The 21,469-nt window shown below is 33.8% G+C and carries 24 protein-coding genes and 1 tRNA gene; 14 read left to right on the plus strand and 11 right to left on the minus strand.

Features of this window, described 5'->3' with window-relative positions; genetic code table 11:
• Positions 1-13: 13 nt before the first annotated feature.
• Complete coding sequence (locus tag JQC67_RS02650; protein WP_203251312.1) at positions 14-1,513, minus strand: arylsulfatase; 1,500 nt, start codon at positions 1,511-1,513, stop codon at positions 14-16.
• A gap of 195 nt (positions 1,514-1,708) precedes the next feature.
• Positions 1,709-2,449: a hypothetical protein gene (locus JQC67_RS02655; RefSeq protein ID WP_203251313.1), complete on the minus strand. Its 741-nt coding sequence runs from the start codon at positions 2,447-2,449 to the stop codon at positions 1,709-1,711.
• Positions 2,450-2,823: 374 nt separating this feature from the next.
• On the opposite strand from JQC67_RS02655, the gene JQC67_RS02660 reads away from it, so the two are divergent.
• The 11 genes from JQC67_RS02660 (at position 2,824) to JQC67_RS02710 (ending at position 10,169) form a co-directional block, all read left to right on the plus strand.
• Entirely contained in the window at positions 2,824-2,985 is a 162-nt protein-coding gene (locus JQC67_RS02660; RefSeq protein ID WP_203251314.1) for a hypothetical protein, read from the plus strand.
• A 72-nt stretch (positions 2,986-3,057) separates the two neighbouring features.
• Positions 3,058-4,998 (plus strand): tetratricopeptide repeat-containing sensor histidine kinase, encoded by a 1,941-nt coding sequence (locus JQC67_RS02665; RefSeq protein WP_203251315.1) that lies wholly within the window; start codon positions 3,058-3,060, stop codon positions 4,996-4,998.
• A 12-nt stretch (positions 4,999-5,010) separates the two neighbouring features.
• Positions 5,011-5,676, plus strand: a complete 666-nt coding sequence (locus tag JQC67_RS02670; protein ID WP_203251316.1) for a response regulator transcription factor — start codon at positions 5,011-5,013, stop codon at positions 5,674-5,676.
• 111 nt (positions 5,677-5,787) lie between these two features.
• Positions 5,788-5,994 (plus strand): hypothetical protein, encoded by a 207-nt coding sequence (locus JQC67_RS02675; protein WP_203251317.1) that lies wholly within the window; start codon positions 5,788-5,790, stop codon positions 5,992-5,994.
• A gap of 185 nt (positions 5,995-6,179) precedes the next feature.
• Positions 6,180-6,389 (plus strand): hypothetical protein, encoded by a 210-nt coding sequence (locus JQC67_RS02680; protein WP_203251318.1) that lies wholly within the window; start codon positions 6,180-6,182, stop codon positions 6,387-6,389.
• Positions 6,386-6,667, plus strand: a complete 282-nt coding sequence (gene yidD, locus JQC67_RS19220) for a membrane protein insertion efficiency factor YidD (protein WP_203251319.1) — start codon at positions 6,386-6,388, stop codon at positions 6,665-6,667. The genes JQC67_RS02680 and yidD overlap by 4 nt, the downstream gene beginning before the upstream one ends.
• 1 nt (position 6,668) lies before the next feature.
• Positions 6,669-7,046, plus strand: a complete 378-nt coding sequence (locus tag JQC67_RS02690; RefSeq protein WP_203251320.1) for a DUF6804 family protein — start codon at positions 6,669-6,671, stop codon at positions 7,044-7,046.
• An 11-nt stretch (positions 7,047-7,057) separates the two neighbouring features.
• Positions 7,058-7,462, plus strand: a complete 405-nt coding sequence (locus JQC67_RS02695; protein WP_203251321.1) for a hypothetical protein — start codon at positions 7,058-7,060, stop codon at positions 7,460-7,462.
• Between the two features lie 4 nt (positions 7,463-7,466).
• Positions 7,467-8,732, plus strand: a complete 1,266-nt coding sequence (locus JQC67_RS02700; protein ID WP_203251322.1) for an ABC transporter permease — start codon at positions 7,467-7,469, stop codon at positions 8,730-8,732.
• 4 nt (positions 8,733-8,736) lie between these two features.
• Positions 8,737-9,639 carry a hypothetical protein gene (locus JQC67_RS02705; RefSeq protein WP_203251323.1) on the plus strand — a complete coding sequence of 301 codons (903 nt, stop codon included), beginning with the start codon at positions 8,737-8,739 and terminating at the stop codon, positions 9,637-9,639.
• 2 nt (positions 9,640-9,641) lie between these two features.
• On the plus strand, positions 9,642-10,169 hold the full coding sequence (locus tag JQC67_RS02710; protein WP_203251324.1) for a DUF4236 domain-containing protein: 528 nt from the start codon (positions 9,642-9,644) through the stop codon (positions 10,167-10,169).
• Here the strand turns inward: JQC67_RS02710 and JQC67_RS02715 are convergent, their stop codons facing one another.
• The 3 genes from JQC67_RS02715 to JQC67_RS02725 form a co-directional block, all read right to left on the minus strand.
• Positions 10,170-10,982: an endonuclease/exonuclease/phosphatase family protein gene (locus JQC67_RS02715; RefSeq protein ID WP_203251325.1), complete on the minus strand. Its 813-nt coding sequence runs from the start codon at positions 10,980-10,982 to the stop codon at positions 10,170-10,172.
• 155 nt (positions 10,983-11,137) lie between these two features.
• Positions 11,138-11,211: transfer RNA gene (locus JQC67_RS02720), tRNA-Ala, on the minus strand.
• Between the two features lie 71 nt (positions 11,212-11,282).
• Positions 11,283-12,077, minus strand: a complete 795-nt coding sequence (locus tag JQC67_RS02725; protein ID WP_203251326.1) for a universal stress protein — start codon at positions 12,075-12,077, stop codon at positions 11,283-11,285.
• A 208-nt stretch (positions 12,078-12,285) separates the two neighbouring features.
• Here JQC67_RS02725 and JQC67_RS02730 point away from each other — a divergent pair, with 208 nt between their 5' ends.
• From JQC67_RS02730 to JQC67_RS02740, 3 genes are read left to right on the plus strand one after another with little or no spacing between them, the layout of a single operon-like run.
• Positions 12,286-13,629 carry an MATE family efflux transporter gene (locus tag JQC67_RS02730; protein ID WP_203251327.1) on the plus strand — a complete coding sequence of 448 codons (1,344 nt, stop codon included), beginning with the start codon at positions 12,286-12,288 and terminating at the stop codon, positions 13,627-13,629.
• Between the two features lie 40 nt (positions 13,630-13,669).
• Entirely contained in the window at positions 13,670-14,437 is a 768-nt protein-coding gene (locus tag JQC67_RS02735; RefSeq protein ID WP_203251328.1) for an enoyl-CoA hydratase/isomerase family protein, read from the plus strand.
• A gap of 5 nt (positions 14,438-14,442) precedes the next feature.
• A complete protein-coding gene (locus JQC67_RS02740; protein WP_203251329.1) occupies positions 14,443-14,931 on the plus strand; it encodes a DUF4199 domain-containing protein in 489 nt (162 codons plus the stop codon).
• 25 nt (positions 14,932-14,956) lie between these two features.
• Here the strand turns inward: JQC67_RS02740 and JQC67_RS02745 are convergent, their stop codons facing one another.
• Genes JQC67_RS02745 through JQC67_RS02770 form a run of 6 tightly spaced genes read right to left on the minus strand, consistent with a single transcriptional unit; the run spans position 14,957 to position 21,376 of the window.
• Positions 14,957-16,414, minus strand: a complete 1,458-nt coding sequence (locus tag JQC67_RS02745) for a neutral/alkaline non-lysosomal ceramidase N-terminal domain-containing protein (RefSeq protein ID WP_203251330.1) — start codon at positions 16,412-16,414, stop codon at positions 14,957-14,959.
• Entirely contained in the window at positions 16,411-17,529 is a 1,119-nt protein-coding gene (locus tag JQC67_RS02750) for a dipeptidase (protein ID WP_203251331.1), read from the minus strand. Before JQC67_RS02750 ends, JQC67_RS02745 begins: the two co-directional genes overlap by 4 nt.
• A complete protein-coding gene (locus tag JQC67_RS02755) occupies positions 17,526-18,512 on the minus strand; it encodes a 3-hydroxyacyl-CoA dehydrogenase family protein (RefSeq protein WP_203251332.1) in 987 nt (328 codons plus the stop codon). Before JQC67_RS02755 ends, JQC67_RS02750 begins: the two co-directional genes overlap by 4 nt.
• A gap of 40 nt (positions 18,513-18,552) precedes the next feature.
• On the minus strand, positions 18,553-19,857 hold the full coding sequence (locus tag JQC67_RS02760) for an aspartate aminotransferase family protein (protein WP_203251333.1): 1,305 nt from the start codon (positions 19,855-19,857) through the stop codon (positions 18,553-18,555).
• Between the two features lie 14 nt (positions 19,858-19,871).
• Positions 19,872-20,984 (minus strand): D-TA family PLP-dependent enzyme, encoded by a 1,113-nt coding sequence (locus JQC67_RS02765; RefSeq protein ID WP_203251334.1) that lies wholly within the window; start codon positions 20,982-20,984, stop codon positions 19,872-19,874.
• Entirely contained in the window at positions 20,984-21,376 is a 393-nt protein-coding gene (locus JQC67_RS02770; protein WP_203251335.1) for a RidA family protein, read from the minus strand. The genes JQC67_RS02765 and JQC67_RS02770 overlap by 1 nt, the downstream gene beginning before the upstream one ends.
• Between the last annotated feature and the right edge of the window lie 93 nt (positions 21,377-21,469).

Below are 21,469 nucleotides of genomic sequence, written 5' to 3' on the forward strand. Positions count from 1 at the left end.
ATACATACGCAAATTACTTTGCCAAATACGTACTTTGCCCAAATGTAAAAACATCAGAAGGAGTTCTTGCTGTTAAAAGTATGGCTTTCATATCTTCAACAATTGCAGGGTATTCACTTGCCACGTCATTAGTTTCACCAATATCTTTTGAAAGGTCATACAACTCAATTTTAGAATTAACAGGATCAAAAACATTATATTTTACTGCTTTCCAATTGCCTTTTCTAATCGCTTGTCTACCACCTTTCTCATGAAATTCCCAATACAAGTAATCGTGTGCTTTTTGCTTCTCCACATTACCCAATAAGGTGGGTAAAAAAGAAATACCATCTAAATTATCAGGAGTTTCTAGTGCTACTATTTCTGAAAAAGTCGGAAAAACATCCCAAAAGGCTGACGGATGATCCGTGTTTGAGTTTGGTTTTACTTTTCCAGGCCAGCTTACAATCATCGGTACTCTAATGCCCCCTTCATATAAATCGCGTTTCACACCTTTTAAAGGGCCGTTACTATTAAAAAATTCAGGGTCTGCACCGCCTTCTTGGTGTGGCCCATTATCCGAAGTGAAAACAATAATAGTATTATCAGCCAAACCTAAATCAGCAACCTTATCCATAATTTCACCAACTTGCTCATCTAACAAATCGATCATTGCTACAAAAGCGGCATGTGATTCTTTCTGTGATCTATAAGGTCCTAAGTTAAATTCAGGTCCATCATCTACCCCTTTATAGCTTTTATCTGGTGAAAACTTAGTTCTGTATTTGTCCATATACTTTTCTGGAGCAACCAATTCTGCATGTGGAATTATAGAAGGTACAAAGAGGAAAAACGGCTTGTCTTTATTGGTTTCTATAAACTTCAATGTTTCTTTATGAATCAATTCCGGGGCATAGATTCCATCTTTTTTATTTGAATTCTCAGAAAGCACAATAGAATCATTATTAGACCACAAATGATATGGGTAATAATTATGCCCTATACGTTGACAGTTATAACCAAAAAATGTATCAAAACCTTGCTTAATTGGATCCCCTTCCGAACCAGGAAAACCCAAACCCCATTTACCAAAAGCACCAGTAGTATAACCCACTTTTTTAAAAGCCTCCGCTAAAGTATACGTACTATCAGGAATTGGATATTGCCCCTCGGGTCGTATTTCTTTATTACCTCTAACAACAGTATGGCCTGTATGCATCCCCGTCAACAATGCCGACCGAGAAGGTGCACATACTGTACTGCCAGAATAATGTTGTGTAAATAACATTCCTGATTTAGCTAGCTTATCAATATTAGGTGTACTAAATTTCTTTTGACCATATATACTTAAATCGCCATAACCGAGGTCATCAGCAAGAATATAAATGATGTTGGGCTTTTTTATTTGAGCAGTTTGCTCATCCTTTTTTACTTGTACCCCATCTTTACAAGACCACAATGCTGAAATTACGAGTACAGTTAAAACTAGATGTGATATTTTTATCTTAGAGACTATTTTTTTAAGTACTAACATTTGTAATAAATTAGATTATTTGAGTTTTCTAATCAGAGAACACTAAATATACAGCATACTATAGAAAAATACCGTCTGTAATTATTTAGATATTTTAAAGTTGGGCTTCTACCAATTAGTAATCTTCAATAAGATTTAATGTTTATGAACTTTTTCTAAGAAAATTGATTGAAGATTTTTCTAAGCTCAAACTGATTATTGTATAAAAGATTCTTTTTTATCAACGTGTAACGGAATGTAGTTTTGAATTATATGCGGTGTAATTTTGCGTAATGTTTCTCCTGTTATTGGGTGTAGACCAGGGGAAGTAAAATATTCTATCCCTTCTTTGTTTTTTGAATACCAAATCAAGGGTTTATCATCTTCCGAAAAAAACGGATAAGCCTGGGTAACATTCACTTTTTTGAAATTTTTTAGTTTCATTCTATCCAAGGTTTCAACTTTAGTTCCATACTTAGTATATGGACCTTCGTCACATGAGGATATAACGTATAATGAGTCTGCCCAAGTCATGCAATTATATTCTGAATCACTGCCTGTTTTTAGACCTCTAATGGTGAATAATAGACCAAATAAAAACACAACTCCAACAACCATTAAGACTATCCATTTCTTATACCCATTACTAACTTCTTGAGGTATTTGTTGTGTCTCCTCCGGGTTGGTTAATTCACTTTCAAGGTTTAAATTAACATACTCGGCATAATTCTCATACTCTAAGTAACGACAAAATTCATCAATACTTTCAGCTTGAAGTGGATTGATATACTCTTTGTTATTAACATATTTATCATATGCACGTTCAATAGTTTTTGAGCTTAGGTTGATGTCAGAACTTATTTGTCTAGCTAATGCATATTTTCTATGTGATGCAGATTTATTCTTTGCTTTTTCAAACGCACTTTGAACAATCTGCTTTATTCTATTATCATCCATTACTTTAAAAATACAAATTTTAAATAGACAAAATTTAGACTTAATGCCCTGTTAACCTAGATATTTAAAGGAGTCTAATAAATGTCTAAAACAAGTCTGCTTTCTGTCTACAATCATCTTCACTCATTCATTTTACTTTGTTCTCAAGAATGATTCTTGCTATGCATTGCTAACATAGCCTTTCTAGAAAATCATTCTTACGGAAATCTATAATGCGGTCAAAATTTGGCCAAACGGAAAGTAGCTGAAGGCTGCCGCATTTGATTTCCACTTTCCAAAAAACGGAGTACTCCAAACGTGTATTAGGTTGGTTCAAATGAATTTGGGAAAATCCCAGACAGCCATTCCTATGTCTAATTTTTAAATCAAATAGTATGAAACGCATAGTTATAGCCCTAATGGTAATAATGATTAACTCTTTGTTTTTTTCTTGCACAAAAGATTCTGTTGCAGATACAAATGATCTTTACAATATCCATGCTACGGAAGGCGATGATGGCAATCCACCTCCACCACCACCAGGTGGGGGTATTTAATGTAAATTAATTCACTAATTTGAGCTATGCTTTTAGCATAGCTCTTTTTATTGTAACCCAAGTGAAGATTTCTTGAAAAACTATTTCTATTTAATACCTATATTTTTTTTGATATCCTGTGGTAAAGGGAATTTGACTCATCCATCCAAGGATACTATTAAAGCAGATAGTATCACCTTTCTTTATAAAATATCTAAAAACGAAAAGGTTTCTTTAGACCTCAGAAGGCAAAAAATTAATCAGGCCTTAGCCCTACATAGTGGTATTGAAAATGATACGGTACTTACTAAAATTTTATTTCAAAAAAATTTAATCCATTTGGGTTTAAGGGAATATGACAGTCTTCTATTTTATAATCATCAACTATCAAATCTTGCATCTGAAATTAAAGATGAAAAAATCTTAGCAGCGCAATTTTATTTAATGGGATATTATTATGCTGAAGTTTTAAATTCATATGATAAAGCCATAGAAAATTATACAGATTCAAAATTCTATTATCAACAATTAAATGATAGCAGCAATATTGGTAGAAATCTTTTAAACATAGGAACCATTCAAAAAGATCAAAATGATTTTTTTGGGAGCAAAGAAACCATAACAGAGGCTTTACAGTTTTTAAGCCCTGCAAAAGATTTGAAATATATTACACATTGTTATAATGTGCTCGCCACTAATAATAGAAAATTATTGAATTTTGAAGAAGCAGTTAAATATTATACTAAAGCAATTGAATATAGCAATTCAGTAAATGACAAAGTCATTTACCAAAATAATTTAGCAGCAACCTATTTAGACAACAAAGAATATAAAGATGCTATTTCTCTATTAAAAACAATTTCTAAAGACTCTATTCTAAATAATAACCAAAAACAATATGCAAGAGTACTTGATAATCTAGCTTATGCGCAATGGCTTTCAGGGAGCAATATTAAGGAGAAACAATTTCAGCATCCGTTAAAAATAAGAGCTCAAATTAAAGATCAAAGGGGTAAAATTGCCAGCTATACGCATTTAGGTGAATTTCATAGTAGCACGAATACAAAAAGAGCCATTGCTTATTTTGATTCAGTTGTTCAGTTATCAAAAAATTTAAAAATACCTAGGGCAGAAAAAGATGTTTTAAAGTTATTGATGAACCTAGAACCTAATAATTTAATCATCCGTAATCGTTATGTGTTTTTACAAGATAGTCTCTATAATCAAGAGTTACGAGTGAAGACACAATTCGCCAAATACAAGTACGATGACAAATTAAAACAGGAATCCATTTTACGATTAGAAAAAGACAATGCAGAGCACAAACTAGAAGTAGCCCAACAACGAAATCAAAAAATACAATCTTATGCTATTGGCGGATTGCTTTTGGCATTATCAGGTTTTGCAATCTACTTTTTTGCACAACGTTCAAAACGCTTGCGACAACAAAATAAAACCGCAAAATTAGAGGCAACTTTTGAAACAGAAGCTGAACTATCAAGAAAACTACATGATGATTTTGGCGGAAAACTAAATCACACCATGCTATTATTGCAAAACGGAGCGGATAACTCGGAAATTCTAAATGTGGTTGATGGGCTTTACAACCAAAGTCGGAATTTTTCTCGGGAAATAAATGATGTAGATACAGGACCAAATTTTAAGGAATTTCTTTTTGGCATGATGGGTAATTATTGTAATAACACAAAACTGATGGTTACCGGTAGCAGTGAAGTAGATTGGTTGAAAATATCAATCTTATCAAAGAAAACACTATTTAAAGCGCTTCAAGAACTAATGATCAATATGCAAAAGCACAGTGGTGCTAGTTTAGTTTCTGTGACTTTTAAACAATCAAAAGACACACTTAAACTCTCCTATTTAGATAATGGGGCAGGAGCTACAAAAGATAGTCTAAATATTAAAAATGGCCTATGGAATACAGAAAAGCGTATTAAAGCCATAGGTGGAACCATTATTTTTGATTCGGAGAAGGGACGTGGCTTTGAAGCCCAAATTGAAATCCCAAATTAAATAATACCGAAGATGTTCAAAAAAATACTAATCGCCGAAGATTTTCAAGATACCAACAAAGGTATTGTAGAAGCATTGGAAAATAGGCTGCAAATTGAATTTATACAAGAAGAGTTGTACTGCGATAAGGCCTATAATAGATTTAAGTTAGCCTATGAAAATGGTGAGCCATATGAATTACTGATAACCGATTTAACTTTTAAAGAAAGTCATGTAACCCGTAGACTTACCTCAGGAAAAGAATTAATAAATATTGTTAAAAATATTGATCAGAATATAAAAGTGATTGTAAATTCTATGATAGACAATACGGTAGAAATAAATTCGCTGTTTACAGAACAGAAAATTAACGGTTATGTCTGTAAAGGTCGAAATAGCTTAAATGAGTTAATTAATGCAATTCAAGAAGTCTATCATAACAGAACATTTGTCTCACCTCAATTAAATTTAAATTCCGCAAGCAGCGTTTTTGAAATGGATAAATATGATCTCATGATTTTAAAAGACCTTTCAGAAGGTTATACCAAAAAAGAGATTTCTGAAAAACTCAAAAGACAAAACATCTCTCCTAATAGTGAAAGTACAATAGATAAAAAGGTAAGTAAACTATTTGACGAATTTGGGGCTAAAAACACGCACCACCTTATTGCCAAGCTCATTAAGCAAGGTAAAATCTAGCTCGCATCTCAATTCTTTATTAAAGAAATTTCAATGCCTTATAGATATCTGTAAGGCATTGTGTTTTAGAGAGCTTAGCTTTGGTACTATATTAATACAAAACTTCATAAAATGCCAAAGTATTTCGTAAATAATTCAGCACAGACAAATGGTGACTATGAAGTCCACAAGGATGGCTGCTATTGGCTCACCCTTGTAACAAGCAAAAAAGATTTGGGATACCATTATGGTTGTGAATCAGCAGTTAGGGAAGCTAAGAAAACTTATGCGAAGTCTAACGGATGTATTCATTGCTCTAAAGAATGCCATACCTCGTAAATAACCCGAAATACTTGTAATGCCATGTCTAGCATATTTATGTATACTGGGTAGACTAACCATTATTTACACTATAAACTTTTGAAAAGAACGGTTTAAGAACCGTTCTTTTTTGCTTTACGGATATCTGTAAGGGATTGTCTTCTATTGGTTATAGGTTTGAAATGTATCTAAAAACAACAAACATGGAATATAAAGTTATCCCATTTCCAAGATCAAAGACACCACCAGAGTCATTACAAGCTATTATCCAGCAGAATGCAGTCCATGGTTGGCAATACGCTAATCATCAATATAGTGACAAGCTTACCCCAGGTAAAGCAGGTTGTTTCGGAATTGGCTCACAACCAGATTTTGTAGTTCATGTTGGTATGGTCGTATTTACAAAGAAATGAAGATTCTATTTTTATTCTGTATCAAAATGTATTGGTTTCTAATTCCTGAAAACAAAAGGAAAAAGTGTCTTTTTAAGAAGAGCTGCTCTCAATATGTCTTCGATATCACTAAAGAAAATGGAATAATAGGAGGCGTAAAAGCACTATACTTCCGATTCAAGCATTGCAGGTCTGGATATTATATCATCAACGGTGAGGCAGGAAAACTTTTAATATCTGCCCGGAACGAAGTTTTTGATACAAATGAAATCAATGAAAGAATTCTAAAGAACGAATGAAATGTTAGATAAAAAAACGACTCATAATATATCTCGTATTATTTCTGTTTGTTGTGCATTACTATTGCTTATTGCCTTGTTTCATGCGCCGCGGGAATATTATTGGCTGTTGCGTACGGTTGTTTCAATTGGTGCGCTTTTGGTGATAATCCAAAATGTCACCAACCCCTATTGGGTAGTATTATTTGCGATTGTTTTGATTCTGTTCAATCCTATATTTCCTATTTACCTATATAAAAAACTTTTATGGATGCCTATTGATATTATAGTGGGTACACTATTCCTAATAGAAATTATCATCAATAGACCTAAAAAAGTAAAGGTCTTGACCCCAACGAAAAAAGAAACAAAAACATACGAGCGCGATAGAACTATATAAATCATCCTATTATGGAAAAACCAAAAATTTCAATAGAACTAAAAAGTCATTTTCTAAGACTATATCAGATAGCATTGTCTGACGAGGATTTTGACATTCTAGAAATGCGAATGCTTTACGAATTTGCAGAGGAAAGAGGGGTTTCAAAAGAACAATTGAATGAATTGTTATTGAGTCCTTCGAATTATTCATCAGTTCCAGATTCGCAAGAAACACGTGTTGAGTATTTATATGATTTAGCAGTAATGATATGGGCCGATGGTAAAGTGACTGAGGACGAGTATAACACTCTAAAAAAGTATTGTAAAAAGTTCGATTTCCTAGAGGATAACATTGTTCCATTGACCGATTTTCTGTTGGAAAATGCTAAAATCAACACAAGTAAAGAAGAGATTTTGAAAAACCTGAATACGTAATCAAATGGAAAATATTAAGAACCTTTTTACGCTTAAAAAACCTATACCTAAAGTAGAAATTAAGGAGGGTTTTGATGAAGAACTCAGAGATCAGATTAGGGTGACATATTATCAAAGTGGCTATGGAGCTTCTATAAAAGCCTCAGGCGAACCAGTAACTTTTGGAGTAGGTTTAAGAAATTTGTATAACAGTTTTGAAGACCAATGTAGGAAACAGCTGAGTGAACAGCAAAGATTAAAACAACCCTATATAGAAGAACAAGAGAAGAATAAAACAGAACTGAAGAAAAGAGATACCGCAATAAGTATTATTGAGGATCAGATAAAAAATACATCGCATTTAGTAGAGGAGAAAAAGTCAGACATGATTAACGTAAGACTAAATCCAGAAAAATATGGTATAGACGCTGATAAGCGACCTAAAGCACAATTTTATATTGGACTACTCTTATTGCTTCCAATCACAATATACCTATTTGTATTCTACATTTCAGCATCTTATTCCAGTTTTTTTAAAGATTTTGAAACCGCTAGTTTAACCGCAGCAATTTTCGATGCAAATGCCTTTAGTAAAGCTCTTTCTGATGGTATGCTCGAAGCAATATTTGTAGGTACCATTCCATTTGTTTTTATGGGGCTAGGTTATTTGGTTCACATGTTTCATAAGATCAAAGGCTGGCAGGCAACAATGAAATTAGTAACATTATTTATTCTTACGTTTCTGTTTGATGTGATCTTAGCTTATTTAATAGAAAAGAAAATCTTCACTTTTAATGCTCTCGTAGGTCAGGAGTTCACACCATATGATGCAGTCCAAAGTGTTAATTTTTGGGGTATAATATTCGCAGGTTTTGTGGTATATGTTATTTGGGGTTTGGTGTTTGATTTTATCATGAAAGAACACGAAAATGTTGATAAAATACGAGCATTTATAAGAGTTAGAAAAGATGAAATAAAAAATCTAGATGCAAGTCTTGAAGAGCTTAAGTCGAAAATCGATTCCATAAAACAAGCTTCAATTGAGTTTCAGGGTAAAATTTCAGAATTACAAACAAAAATAGATGGCTTTATTTTTCCCGTTAAAGAATACCTGCATTATCACTATCAATATAAAGAAGGTTGGTATCAAGCTATTAATTCAGAGCTGTCATTTCCATTAAAACAGTTAGAGGCTATCCGCAATCAATGTGAAGGAATTGAAAAGGAACATTTAGAAAATCTAAATTTAACCGAGATGGACTTTCAAAATTTAATATTCACTACAAATTAAAATAATGAGGCAGTACAGACTTTTAGTTCACCTATTGATTCTTATTCTACTATCATGTGGGGGCAATCCTAAAGAGGAAAAAGCCACGGTTGAAGGAAAGCCCGTTGAGGTAAAAAAAGAACCCGTAAACCTTAATGTCAGTCTTTTATTGGATTTATCAGATAGAGTTGACACCGTAAAATATCACAATGAGACGATGGAATTTTACTTAAGAGATGTTGGTTATATAGAATCAATTTCTAACGCTTTTATAAACCATTTGAGTTTAAAGAAAAAAAGAATTATTGATGATAAAATTGCGCTATTCTTTAATCCCGAACCAAAAAATCAAAGAATAAATAGAATTTCTGAAGATTTAAAATTTCATATTAATAGAGGTAATGCTACAACGGAACTATTTGATAATGTAAAATCGGTTTATTCAAATAAACCTAAGGAAATCTATGAGCAAACATTGGAAGATAATAAGTATGTAGGATCTGATGTCTGGAGTTTTTTTAAGAATAAAGTTAAAGATTTCTGCATCGAAGAAAAGTCAAGAAACATCCTAATAATTTTAACAGATGGGTATCTGTTTCATATCGATAATATCAGAGATCAGGAAAACCTATCAACATATTTGACACCTCAATCAATAAAGAAAAATCAATTAAACCAGGCCGATTGGGAGCAGAAATTCAATGACAAAAACTATGGTTTCATTCCTGCAACAACTGAATTAAATGATTTAGAAGTTTTAGTTCTAGGAATAAACCCAGCTAAAGGAAATGTTTATGAAGATGATATAATAAAAGCGTATTGGGAAAATTGGTTTGATAAGATGGAAGTCGGTCACTACGAATTGAGAAATGCAGACTTGCCTTCTGATATGGATAAAATAATAAGGGAATTTATTTTAAAAGATTGACCATGTCATATAGATTCAACAAAAGAATTAAAGTAGGCAAAGGAATTGGGTTAAACATAAGCAAATCTGGCATTACTCCTAGTTATAGAAATAAAAAAGGAAGTTTAAGTTCCAAAGATTATTCTATTCGAACAGGAATTCCTAGTTTGACTTATCGAAAAACGTTCTCTAAAGCTAAAAATAGTGGCTGCTTAATTATTTTGTTTACTTTTTTCTCGGTCTTGCTAGGAATCTCTTGCACAAGCGTTGAAAATGAAAAAACAGAGGGAATTAACTCAGTAAATTGCAGAGATACTAATTGTGCCAATTATACATCCCAAAGTGCTGCTCAGGCTGCTTATGATGCCGATCCTGAGTGTAGAAACGATTTGGATGCAGACAATGATGGTTTGGCATGTGAAGAACCGGGTAATAGCGTAAAAAATTGTGCTTCCACCTCTAATTGCGGCTGTTCTAACAAGAATAAGTCTCCCTGCCAAGCTGATCCATGTTGCAGATGGGTTGTCGGTGAGGGATGTAAATGTGGTTAACTATTTTAAACTAAACTTCAAAAAAACAGGCAAATGATCCGAAAGTTTCCTGGCCTTTTCAAGGTTATCGCAAGCCCTAACAAAATCTAAAACCCCACTATCCGTTTTTGTAATATCAGTTGAATAAAAAACATTATCAATAGGATGATTACGGTACTCAAATCCATCACAGGCCCTTTTTAGTGTTGTTTTTTGATTCATCACAGCAGCAGTAAACCCATAAGTTTTAATGTAATCAAATACAGGTTTTGTTTCATTTACATTAAAGTCCCCTGCTAAAATCAAAGTTTTTGAAGAAGTGTTTATGATATAATTTGTTAAGGCCTCAATTTCAGCTTCTGGATTTTTATTATGCGGCCTTGAGTGAAAATTGATGACGGTTAATTTTTTATCCTTCATATAAAACTCTAATAAAAAAGGTTCTCTATCAATAAGTGTATCCAATTCCTTAATAAGCCTACCTCTATTTTTTATTTTTAAGTATTTGGTTTTCCATATAATAGCATATCGTTCAGTAACATATTTTGAACTATTGGTGGGGTCACTTATCACATAATCCCATTGTGCTCCTTTTCTATTAAGAATATCAGCTAGTTTAGCTACTGCTTGTGCTCCACCATAACCAGCTACGACTTCTTGGATTGCCACTATATCTGCTTCTCTTATAATGTCTGCTATTTCATCTAATTCTTCACTGCTTTTTGTCTTACCAAAATCTTGAATGTTCCATGAAATCAGATTAAAATCATTCTGCTGTGTGTAGATGTTGAATGATAGTAGAAAAAATACTATTAATAAGCTATTTTTAAACATAGAACCGATTTTAGAAAATCACAAAACTAACAAAAGTTGAGCGCTATAGTTTACGAAAATCCGTAATCAATATTTATAGCAACTTCCTCAAGAAATATACTTGTACACATTAAATCAAAAAAGCCCTCACTACTGTGAAGGCTTCTATTTAGAAGTGGAGAATACCGGAGTCGAACCGGTGACCTCTTGCCTGCCAGGCAAGCGCTCTAGCCAGCTGAGCTAATCCCCCATTTGACTTAAACAAAGGAACCACTTTTTTAGCAATCTATCAAAATACTGATTGAAGTAATTCTGCAAAGACTAATCCTTCTTTACACGTAATACCAATACCGGAATTGGGGCAAAAAATTCAGCTTTCATTATCGTACTTTTCTCCCATAATTTTTTAAAGAAACCTCGTTTCCTTCTAAAAACTACCAACAAATCTGGCTTATGCGATTGAAAGTGCTCTAATACACCTAAATAGGTAGTTGCATTTTCAGTCACGGTAAGATTCGAACATAAATCCATTAACGCGGTATTTATCTTCAAATCATCTTCAGTGTATCCTGGTGTTTTTACCAATAATAAATTTACAATAAAGTTGAATTTATTTTGAATGGTAACTAAAGGCTCCAAAATGCGCTTTTTCTTTAATATTCCCGATTTAAAAGCAGTCAACGCAACTTTATAGGGCGAAAAAATAGTTCCTTTTGGAACAATCAATGCTGGAATATTTGTCTTTTTAATAATTCTACCTGTCGTATTTCCTAAATAAACTTCTTCCTGTATATCGTTACTTCGAGGTGAAAGAATAATTAAATCAATCCCCAATTCTTTATCAATTTCCTTGAGACCATCGATAATATCCCCATTATATGTAGCTATTTTTATGGTTATATTTTTTGCATCAACTTTTTCAATTATTTCTTTTAAGCGCTCCTTATTATTTTCAGCAACTTTCTCGGTTATATTTACCAAACTACCTGCTTTTGCCGAAACACTAAAAACATCCATCACAAAAACTTGTGCAGAGAATTCAGCAGCAAAATCTACAGCATACTGTAAAGTTTCACCCGTGTTAGATGTACCTATAGGAACGAGAATGTTTTTCATGAGAATGGTTATTGATTAATATTCTAAATTTACAATTAAATTGAACTTCACGAATGATTCGACATGCAAAGATATCAGAAATACCTGATATTTTACATATAACAAAAGCTTGTGCAGCTCATAAGATTACTAAAGGAATTCACCAATGAAACGGCCACTACCCTTTTTCGTTTCAACCTTTAAATTGTTATGAACTTGTTTTAGAAGCATGGAAGCACAAAACCCAAAAATCAATTTTAAAAGTATAAATAAGTTAGCAATACCGGCTACCATTGCCGGAATTGCCGAACCACTTCTATCAATTACAGACACCGCTATTGTTGGCAACATTCCTGTAGACGGATTAGAATCGTTAGCTGCTGCTGGTATTGTAGGTTCTTTTTTATCTATGTTGATATGGATTCTAGGTCAAACCCGTAGTGCAATTTCAGCCATAATTTCACAATATTTAGGTGCTGGTAAAATTGAAGAAGTGAAAACACTACCCGCGCAAGCTATATTCTTAAATATTGGTTTGAGCATATTAATTTTATTCTCAACAATTTTCGTGGTAGAAGAAATTTTTCAATTGCTAAATGCTTCCGGAAAAATTTTAAAATATTGTGTTTCATACTATTCTATTAGGGTTTGGGGCTTTCCTTTAACACTTTTCGTTTTCGCAGTTATGGGAATTTTTCGAGGTTTACAGAACACGTATTGGCCCATGATGATCGCGATTGTAGGGGCTGTTTTAAATGTAATTTTAGATTTAGTTTTTGTCTATGGCATTGATGGCATTTTACAACCCATGTATCTAGAAGGTGCAGCTTGGGCAAGTCTTATTGCTCAAGGTATCATGGCTATAATGGCTTTTATTCTTTTGGTTACTAAAACAAATATCAGCTTGCGACTCAAACTACCTATTCACCCTGAACTTAACAGATTAATAGTGATGAGCCTAAATTTATTTGTACGCGCAATAGCCTTAAATACAGCATTAATTTTAGCCGTTCGTGAAGCTACAGCACTTGGCGACAAATACATAGGCGCGCATACCATAGCCATAAATATCTGGTTATTCTCTGCATTTTTTATAGATGGATACGGCGCAGCCGGAAATATTATTGGAGGACGATTATTAGGTGCAAAAGATTACAATTCATTATGGGCATTAGCTAAAAAAATTGTTTTATACGGACTTATAATTAGTCTCGTTCTAGTTGGATTAGGATTCTTACTTTACTACCCAATTGGGCGTTTATTCTCAAATGAAAGTGTTGTATTAGAAACCTTTTATTCTATCTTTTTTATAGTGATTATTGGCCTGCCCATGAATACCTTGGCTTTTGTTTTAGATGGACTTTTCAAAGGACTTGGAGAAATGAAATACCTGCGAAACACATTGCTTTTTGCGACTTTCTTAGGTTTTGTACCTACATTATTTCTAGGAAAAGCACTGAATTGGGGGTTTCATGGTATTTGGATAGCCTTCACTGTGTGGATGATTATTCGTGGCGGTGCTTTAGTTTTTAAGTTTCGCAGAAAGTTTCGACCCTTACTGCAAAACTCGTAATTTTGATTATCAGCTATTTTAACGCTCTTAATTAAATACTATGGTAACAGATCGAAATAATGGAAGCCTTTACACCAAAATTGATGGTAAAATTGCCACTATTGAATTTGGGCATCCTGCCAGTAATTCATTTGTCGCTGAGCTTTTAGATAGATTAAGTGCAGAATTTCATAAGCTTTCAGAAAACAATAATATTTCGGTTATTATTTTAAAATCAGAAGGAAAAAGAGCCTTTTGTGCTGGAGCTTCTTTTGATGAGTTAATGGCTGTTTCTAATATTGAAGAAGGAACAGTATTTTTCAGCGGTTTTGCAAACGTCATCAATGCAATGCGCGAATGTAAAAAAGTCATTGTTGGTAGAGTACATGGCAAAACCGTTGGCGGTGGTCTAGGTTTAGCAGCCTCTTGCGACTATGTGTTTGCAAATGTTGATGCTCCTATTCGTTTATCAGAATTAACCATAGGTATTGCACCTTTAGTAATAGAACCAGCTGTAGAACGTAAAATAGGGGTTGCCGCAATTTCAGAAATGTCTTTGGCGCCAACAGAATGGAAAAATGCGTACTGGGCAAAAGAAAAAGGACTTTATTCAAAAGTGTTTGATACGACTAAAGAAATGGATGAGGAACTTGAATTTTTCACAACAAAATTAGCCTCGTACAACCCTGAAGCTTTAGAAGAATGGCGAAAAATTTTATGGAAAAACACTTCGCATTGGAAAACTTTACTCACTGATAGGGCTGCTATCACAGGCAAACTTGTACTTTCAGAATTCACAAAAAATGCCTTGTCAAAATTTAAAAAATAGTCATCATGAAGAACTTTAAAATTGAAGTTAAATGGGCCGTTAGATTCTCGTTCGCATTGTTGTTGTGGATGTTCTTTGAAAAATCAATAGGTCTTCATGATGAATTAATTGCCAAACATGCCATTTACACTAATTTATTCGGCATCATTGCAATAATTATTTATGTATTCGCCTTAAAAGACAAAAAACAGTACTTCTATAATGGTACAATGAACTGGAAACAAGGTTTTATTTCTGGTATTGTTATAAGTGTATTCGTCGCTATATTAAGTCCGATTACGCAATACATAATAAGTACATATATAACGCCGGACTACTTTAACAATGTCATAGACTTTGTAGTTGAAAATGAGAAAATGACTCGAGAAAATGCTGAAGGTTATTTCAATCTTAAAAGTTATATGTTGCAAAGTGCATTTGGGTCATTAGCTATGGGCGTAGTAACTTCTGCTGCAGTTGCTTTTTTTGTGAAAAGTAACAACAGAGTAACATAAGTGATTTGTTTTTATAATAAAGAATCTACTTTTTAAAAAGTGAATTCAATTGTTTAACAGCAGATTCCGCTAATTTTTCACCTGCTCCTATATCGTATTTAGTTGTTCCTGGTGTTGTTTCATATCCAGTAATCATTGGCTTAAAGCCTTTAGGACCTTGGCTAAATGAGGTTTCTGTAGGAAAATAATCATAATCCCCATTAGCCAAACCCACAACTATTGTACTCTTAAATGGAGAATTTTCTTTAATATATTTACCAAATTCATTAAATATTTCTCCTGGTAAACCTACAATGGCTACATCACCTATTTGAATTACCATTACTTCTAATTTATCGGTTTCATTTTGAACTTTATACATATCAATCCACCATTTCGCATATAACTCTTCTGGTATTCCATCTGGTTGCAAAGCAGGCATTCCATTCTTTTCTACTCTTTTCATTATCATTTTTGCCCATTCATATTGCTCATCGGAGATAGTCATTTTTTTGATAGGCACCTCTTCTCTTAAAATACTTATACTACCATCTCCCGAAGCTAGTTTAGTTTTCTTCATAGCCTCTAAACTAGCGACACCTAACAGATATCCAATACGTTGACATTCTTGATAGGTATCTAAAAAACCAACTTTATGGTCTACTTGCGTGACATTACCAGAAGGTGCATTTAAAAAAAGTACTCCAAAATCATCTCCATTCACTTTCTGTATCGCTTCAGTTAAATATCCAGGGTAATCAGCTGAATAATTCCAATTGTTTCCCGTGAGCGTTGTTGGGTGACAGCCAAAATTTACAATGGTTCCTGTAATCTCACCATTTTGCTCAAAACTTACAGTAATTAACTCTGGGTCTTTTTCTCCTAATGCTTTTTCGATAAAACCAGGTTCGAATTTCTCCCAAACCATATGAGTTGTGCCATCAATCGCTTTCAGTCTTCTGTTATGAGAAACCCTATTTTCTTTTGTGCGTCCGACCTTTAGTTCAGCAAAAGAAATATTCTGATTCGCTTCTATTATTGCATTTGCAGCCTTTTGCAAATAATTTTTAGCTTCTGGTGCATCAAGATTAGACTTAGGACCACTATGTGTGTGAGTTGCATGTATTAAAATATTTTCAGCTTTGATATCAGACGCTGATTCTACATAATTGCGCATCATATCTACTGATTCTACAGGGATATTACAAATATCAACAGATAGGATTGCAGTTTTTATTCCATTACTACCTTCTGCTACCAAAGCTTTACCGTATAATGAGTCATGTATGCCACGTGAAGCATAATCATCTCCTCGATAATTTCCTACCAAATCTAGCCCCACCCGTGGAGTATAATTTACTTCGGCATAACCTATTTTAAGTCCTGAATTTAACATATTTGATTTTGAAGTATTCTGTTGACAAGATTGAAAAATAAAGGCTCCTAGTGATAATAAAAATATAGTTCTATAAATTTTTACATCTATTTTAGTAATTTTTATCATGTTAAAATACGATTTAAGGTTCGGGTCCAATTTTTATAAAATATGTTCTCAATATCAGTTGAAGTATATCCTCTTTTTCTAAGAATTCCCGAAAATTTCTGCAAATCAGATATATTATCAATATCGTAAGGTGTTTGTTCTAAACCAAAAAGGCCGTCAAGATCACTACCAAAACCAATATGTTTACTATTTCCTGCCATTTGACAAATATGGTCAAAGTGATCAACCAATAACTCCATACCAATTTTTAATTTTTTAGGATCATCTTTTCCCAATTGAAAATCAGGATACATCATCCATGTATCTAAGGCGCCACCGAGCATACCGTCTCTTTCAATAATACATTTTATTTGATCATCAGAAAATTGACGTTCTCCCGGCACGATACTTCTACAGTTTTGATGACTAGCTATTACAGTACCTTGAAAAATATCAAGAGCTTCATAAAAACCTTTATCAGTAAGATGCGTTAAATCTAACTGCATTGGCAACTGATTCATTTCTTTTAATAATTCTTTACCGATAACAGTCAATCCACTACCATCAGAATGTGTGCCCGCCGCATATCTACCAGGACCGAAATGAGAAATTCCAATGGATCGCAAGCCTTGTTCATGAAAAGTGTGTAAGTAGTCTAGATTAACAATAGAATCGGCACCCTCTAATGCTAAAATATATCCAACGGGCTTTTTTTGTAAGCTATCGGTATTTTCTGTCCACATATTAAAATGTGATTCCAAACCATCTTTAGTAGTAATTTGTACCATCTCACCTGAAACTTCCATTTCGCGATACCATGCTAATTGACATTGTGCGTGCGCATAGGCCTGTTGGGGAGAGTGCCAACCGGGGAGTGCCATTGTATGTAATGGGCTTCCATTTTCAGAATAACGAGAAATCATGGTAGCTAATACTAGACCAACATTTCCATTACGTAATTCTGGAAATGCAACGGTTCCATTACCTCGGTCTTGATAATCTTTCCAACCTAATTCACTTTCTTTATCCCTTATTTCTTGTACCGTTTTGGTCAAATCGCGGTTCATTGTCATTGCATTCGTTGCCAAATCTAAATGGGCATCAATGATAAACGGTACTTTTATCGAATCTTTCATTCTAATGTTTTTTCTATAGATATTTCGGAAATTTTTTCAGTGTATTTAGAGGATAAACGATGTAGATCAAATGAAAATTCCTCAAATGTTTCCTCCCACTTTTTTGCTTCTTCCGGGGTGTAACTGTAAAAACCAATTCCATTAGATATTCCGTTACCATCTGCTTTCGCAATATCATCAATAAGCTTTGGAACCGTAGTCTGATTACTCAATTCTGGAAATAAATCCTTCATCACAGCGTGATATGCCTTAAGCCCGGTTAAATCCATATAACGAAAAAGCCCACAGAAGGCCATCCATCTACCTCCGTCATTCTTACAGGCATTATCTATATCGATAATTGTGGCATAACCATTTTCAACCAAATTAAAAGCTTCACGGTACATTGCATACATTATGCGATTGGTAATAAAGCCTCTAATATCTTTACGTACCAATGTGGGTTCTTTACCCCATTGTTTAGCAATATCACATAATTGTTCTCCAATTTCAATTGGACTTTTTTCTCCACATATAATTTCTAAAAAATAAGAAGTATATGAAGGTTCAGCCCAATGCATTCCAAAAAAACGTTCTGGCACTCTACAATGATTTTGCAACATACTTATAGGCATTGCGGAAGTGTTTGAGGTAATTATTACATTATCTGAAACACACTCTTCTATTCTTTTGTATACCTCTTTTTTTATCGCAAGATTTTCAATAACACACTCCATTACTAACCAACACTTATGTAATTCATTATAATCTGATGTGTAGGTAATATTTGCAACTAACTCATCATGTGTTTTTTTGGTTAGCCCTTCTCGCAAACATTCTTCTAAATAATGTCTAATGCGATTTGGTGCGGCACTATCAATATCAGAAACTATTGGCGCAACAGCCACAACTTTTTGCCCATTTATCAATAGAGATGCTGCAATGCTACCACCCATTAAACCAAGACCAACTATTCCGACAGTCGAGTTATTTTTTAGTTTCATAATTTTATTGCAAAATGATTTGTTAATTTTTAAAATATATCTATTCCAGTTCTAACAAGGTCTCCCTTGCCATTTCTATAGCAAAATCAATATGTTTCTCTTCATGAACAGCACTAATATACCAAAGTCCTCTTCCAATAATTCGGACGCCTCTTTGTTGCATACCTTGAATAAACATTTTTGATTTTGGCTGTTCATAAGCAGAAACATCTCTAAACTCCTTTACTTTATCAATTGATGCAAAACCAGTATGAAACATTGGGCCTAAACCTTGAACTAAAAGATTATGTTTGGTTTCTTCTGCAACTTTACGTAATCCTTTCATTAGTCGGTGACCAAGTGCATAAATTCGCTCATGAGTTCCTTCTTGTTCCAAAACCTCAATAGTACCTATTGCCGCCGCTATTAATGCACAAGCCGAGTTCATTGTTCCAGCATGTATTACCTTTCCTTCAGCTACAACCTGCATCCAATCTTTTTTTCCAACTATTGCTGAAATAGGAAAGCCACTTGCCAAAGCCTTTGCGAAAATAGAAAGGTCGGGGGTAACATTAAAATATTTTTGAGCACCACCTAAACTAGTACGAAAACCTGTAATGACCTCATCAAAAATTAAAGCCGCGTTATATTGTGTGCAAATTTCACGTAAACCTTTGAGAAAACCTTCTTCCGGTAAAATACACCCACTATTGCACATAATTGGTTCTGTTATTATGGCTGCAATCTCGTTATGATTTTCAGCCATGGCCCTTTTTACAAGTTCTAAATCATTCCATGGTAATATTAGAAATTCTTGTTCTATTCCTTCTGCTATACCGGAAGTCCACGGTAATGGAATCGGACTTTCTCTATTTCCCATTTTCTCTTCATCTAAGGTCAACCCCCAAGAAACATTATCTAACCAACCGTGATAATGACCTTCAAAACGAATAAATTTTTTACGCCCAGTTTTTGCTCTAGCTACACGAAACGCTGTTTGCACAGCAGTTGATCCATCGAGACAAAAACGCATCAATTCTGCAGAAGGAATATATTTATTTAATTTCTCTGCCAATTCAACCTCCAAAATATGCTGACCTGCAAATAATTGTCCTTTACCAGAATATTCTTGAATACGCTTTAGCACATGCGGATGGGAATGACCAACAATCATGGGACCTTGGCTCAAGGTAAAGTCAAGATATTTATTGCCATCAACATCATAAGTATATACACCTTCAGCATAATCATAAAATAATGCATGTGGATGATTGAACTTCCGAAACTCAGATGAGACACCACCTGCTAAAACCTTCTTAGAACGCTCTAACAATGCTGCAGATTTAGTATGATCCAGCTTTATCATAATATTTTGCATTTTCAAATAGTTATTTTTCGATTTCTTGCTAATACTTTCCATATATCAGTAACATCACCGTTTTCTATTATGGTAAGTTCTTCGTATAAATTAACTGTGGGGCAAATATGAAACGGGATAGCTAAAAATGGTTCTCCCACCTCGTATTGTGATGTATCCGGAACATGTACTACCAAATGCTCTTCAAATTGATCAACTATAACACCATTTTCTAACCCCATAATATCTACTCGAGGCTGAGGCGGATCCGTAGCAGTAGCTTTTGTACCCAAATCTAGACATATCTTTTCATTATCTATAATTGAAATAATTCGAGTCAGTATGGTAGCAGCCGGTGTAAATGGCATTTCAGAAAATGAAGTTCCGTATCCAACATCCCAGAAAAAAAAGGTTCCAGGACTACATTCCACTCCATTTTGTTTCGCATAAAAAGGAAATGAAGGAGACCCACCTATAACTAAAGTCAGTTTTTTTAATAGAAGATTTTCAACCTCGTTTTTTAAAGTGCTAACTTCATGAAAAATAGCATCTGCTTGATGCTTTCTAATTTTTTCATCAGAATTATGCACATGGCCATCATAAGCATGTAAACCATTTATTATTAACCCTTTGAATACATTAATTTCTGTAATAAATGATAAAGCCTCATTAGTCTTTACACCTGTACGGTTCATACCCACATTAATATCAATAAAAACAGCCAAGGGTAGTTTTTTAAAATAATGAGATAGTATGCTTGCCGATTTTATATTATCAACTAGAGCAGAAAAAAGTGTTTTCGGATACTTTTGCCTTAGTGCTGCAAAACGTTTCGCCTTCGTTTCTGAAAGTTGATAGCATAATAATACATCCTTTGCACCAGCCATTCCTAAAAGTTCAGCTTCTGCAATAGTACTGCACTTGAAACGGTCAACCCCTTTGCTCATCGCCAATTGTACAACCTCTATACATTTTACTGTTTTTATATGAGGTCGGAGAATTGTATTTTGAGAATCAACAACTTTATTTAAAGCATTTTCAATATTATCCTCAACAATGTCATGAAACACCAAAAGTGCCGGCGAGTCAATTTGGGAAACATCATTAATACAATATGTGTTAGAACCAGATAACATTAGACTGTAGGTAATTTAAAAACGATGTCTATTTCTACTTTAATATTCTCACCCAATACGGACTGAACTGTAGTGCGTGCAGGTTTTATACCATTAAAATAGGTTGCATATACTGCATTAAATTTATCAAAATCAGCTATATCCTTTAAATGAACAGTACTTTTCAACGCATCATCCATAGAGCCACCAACAGTTTCAACTATGGTTTTAATATTATCTAATGTTCTTCTAGTCTCTTCTTCCACTGTCCCTAACACAAATTTACTAGAAGCGAAATCTACAGATGCCTGGCCACTTAAAAAAAGCATTCCATTGTAAGCTACAGCATCAGAGTAAGCCCCGGTAACGAAATCAGGATTACGTTGAGGGTGTGTAATTTTTACTTTATCCATGAGGTTATAAGTTTTATTTTTAAAATAATTGAATTCTGTTTCTTTTAATAATCTTATAAGAGAAAGTCAACATCATCAAATTTATTTGAATTA

This window comes from Aurantibacter crassamenti (assembly GCF_016811105.1).
In the GTDB taxonomy this organism is placed as follows: domain Bacteria; phylum Bacteroidota; class Bacteroidia; order Flavobacteriales; family Flavobacteriaceae; genus Aurantibacter_A; species Aurantibacter_A crassamenti.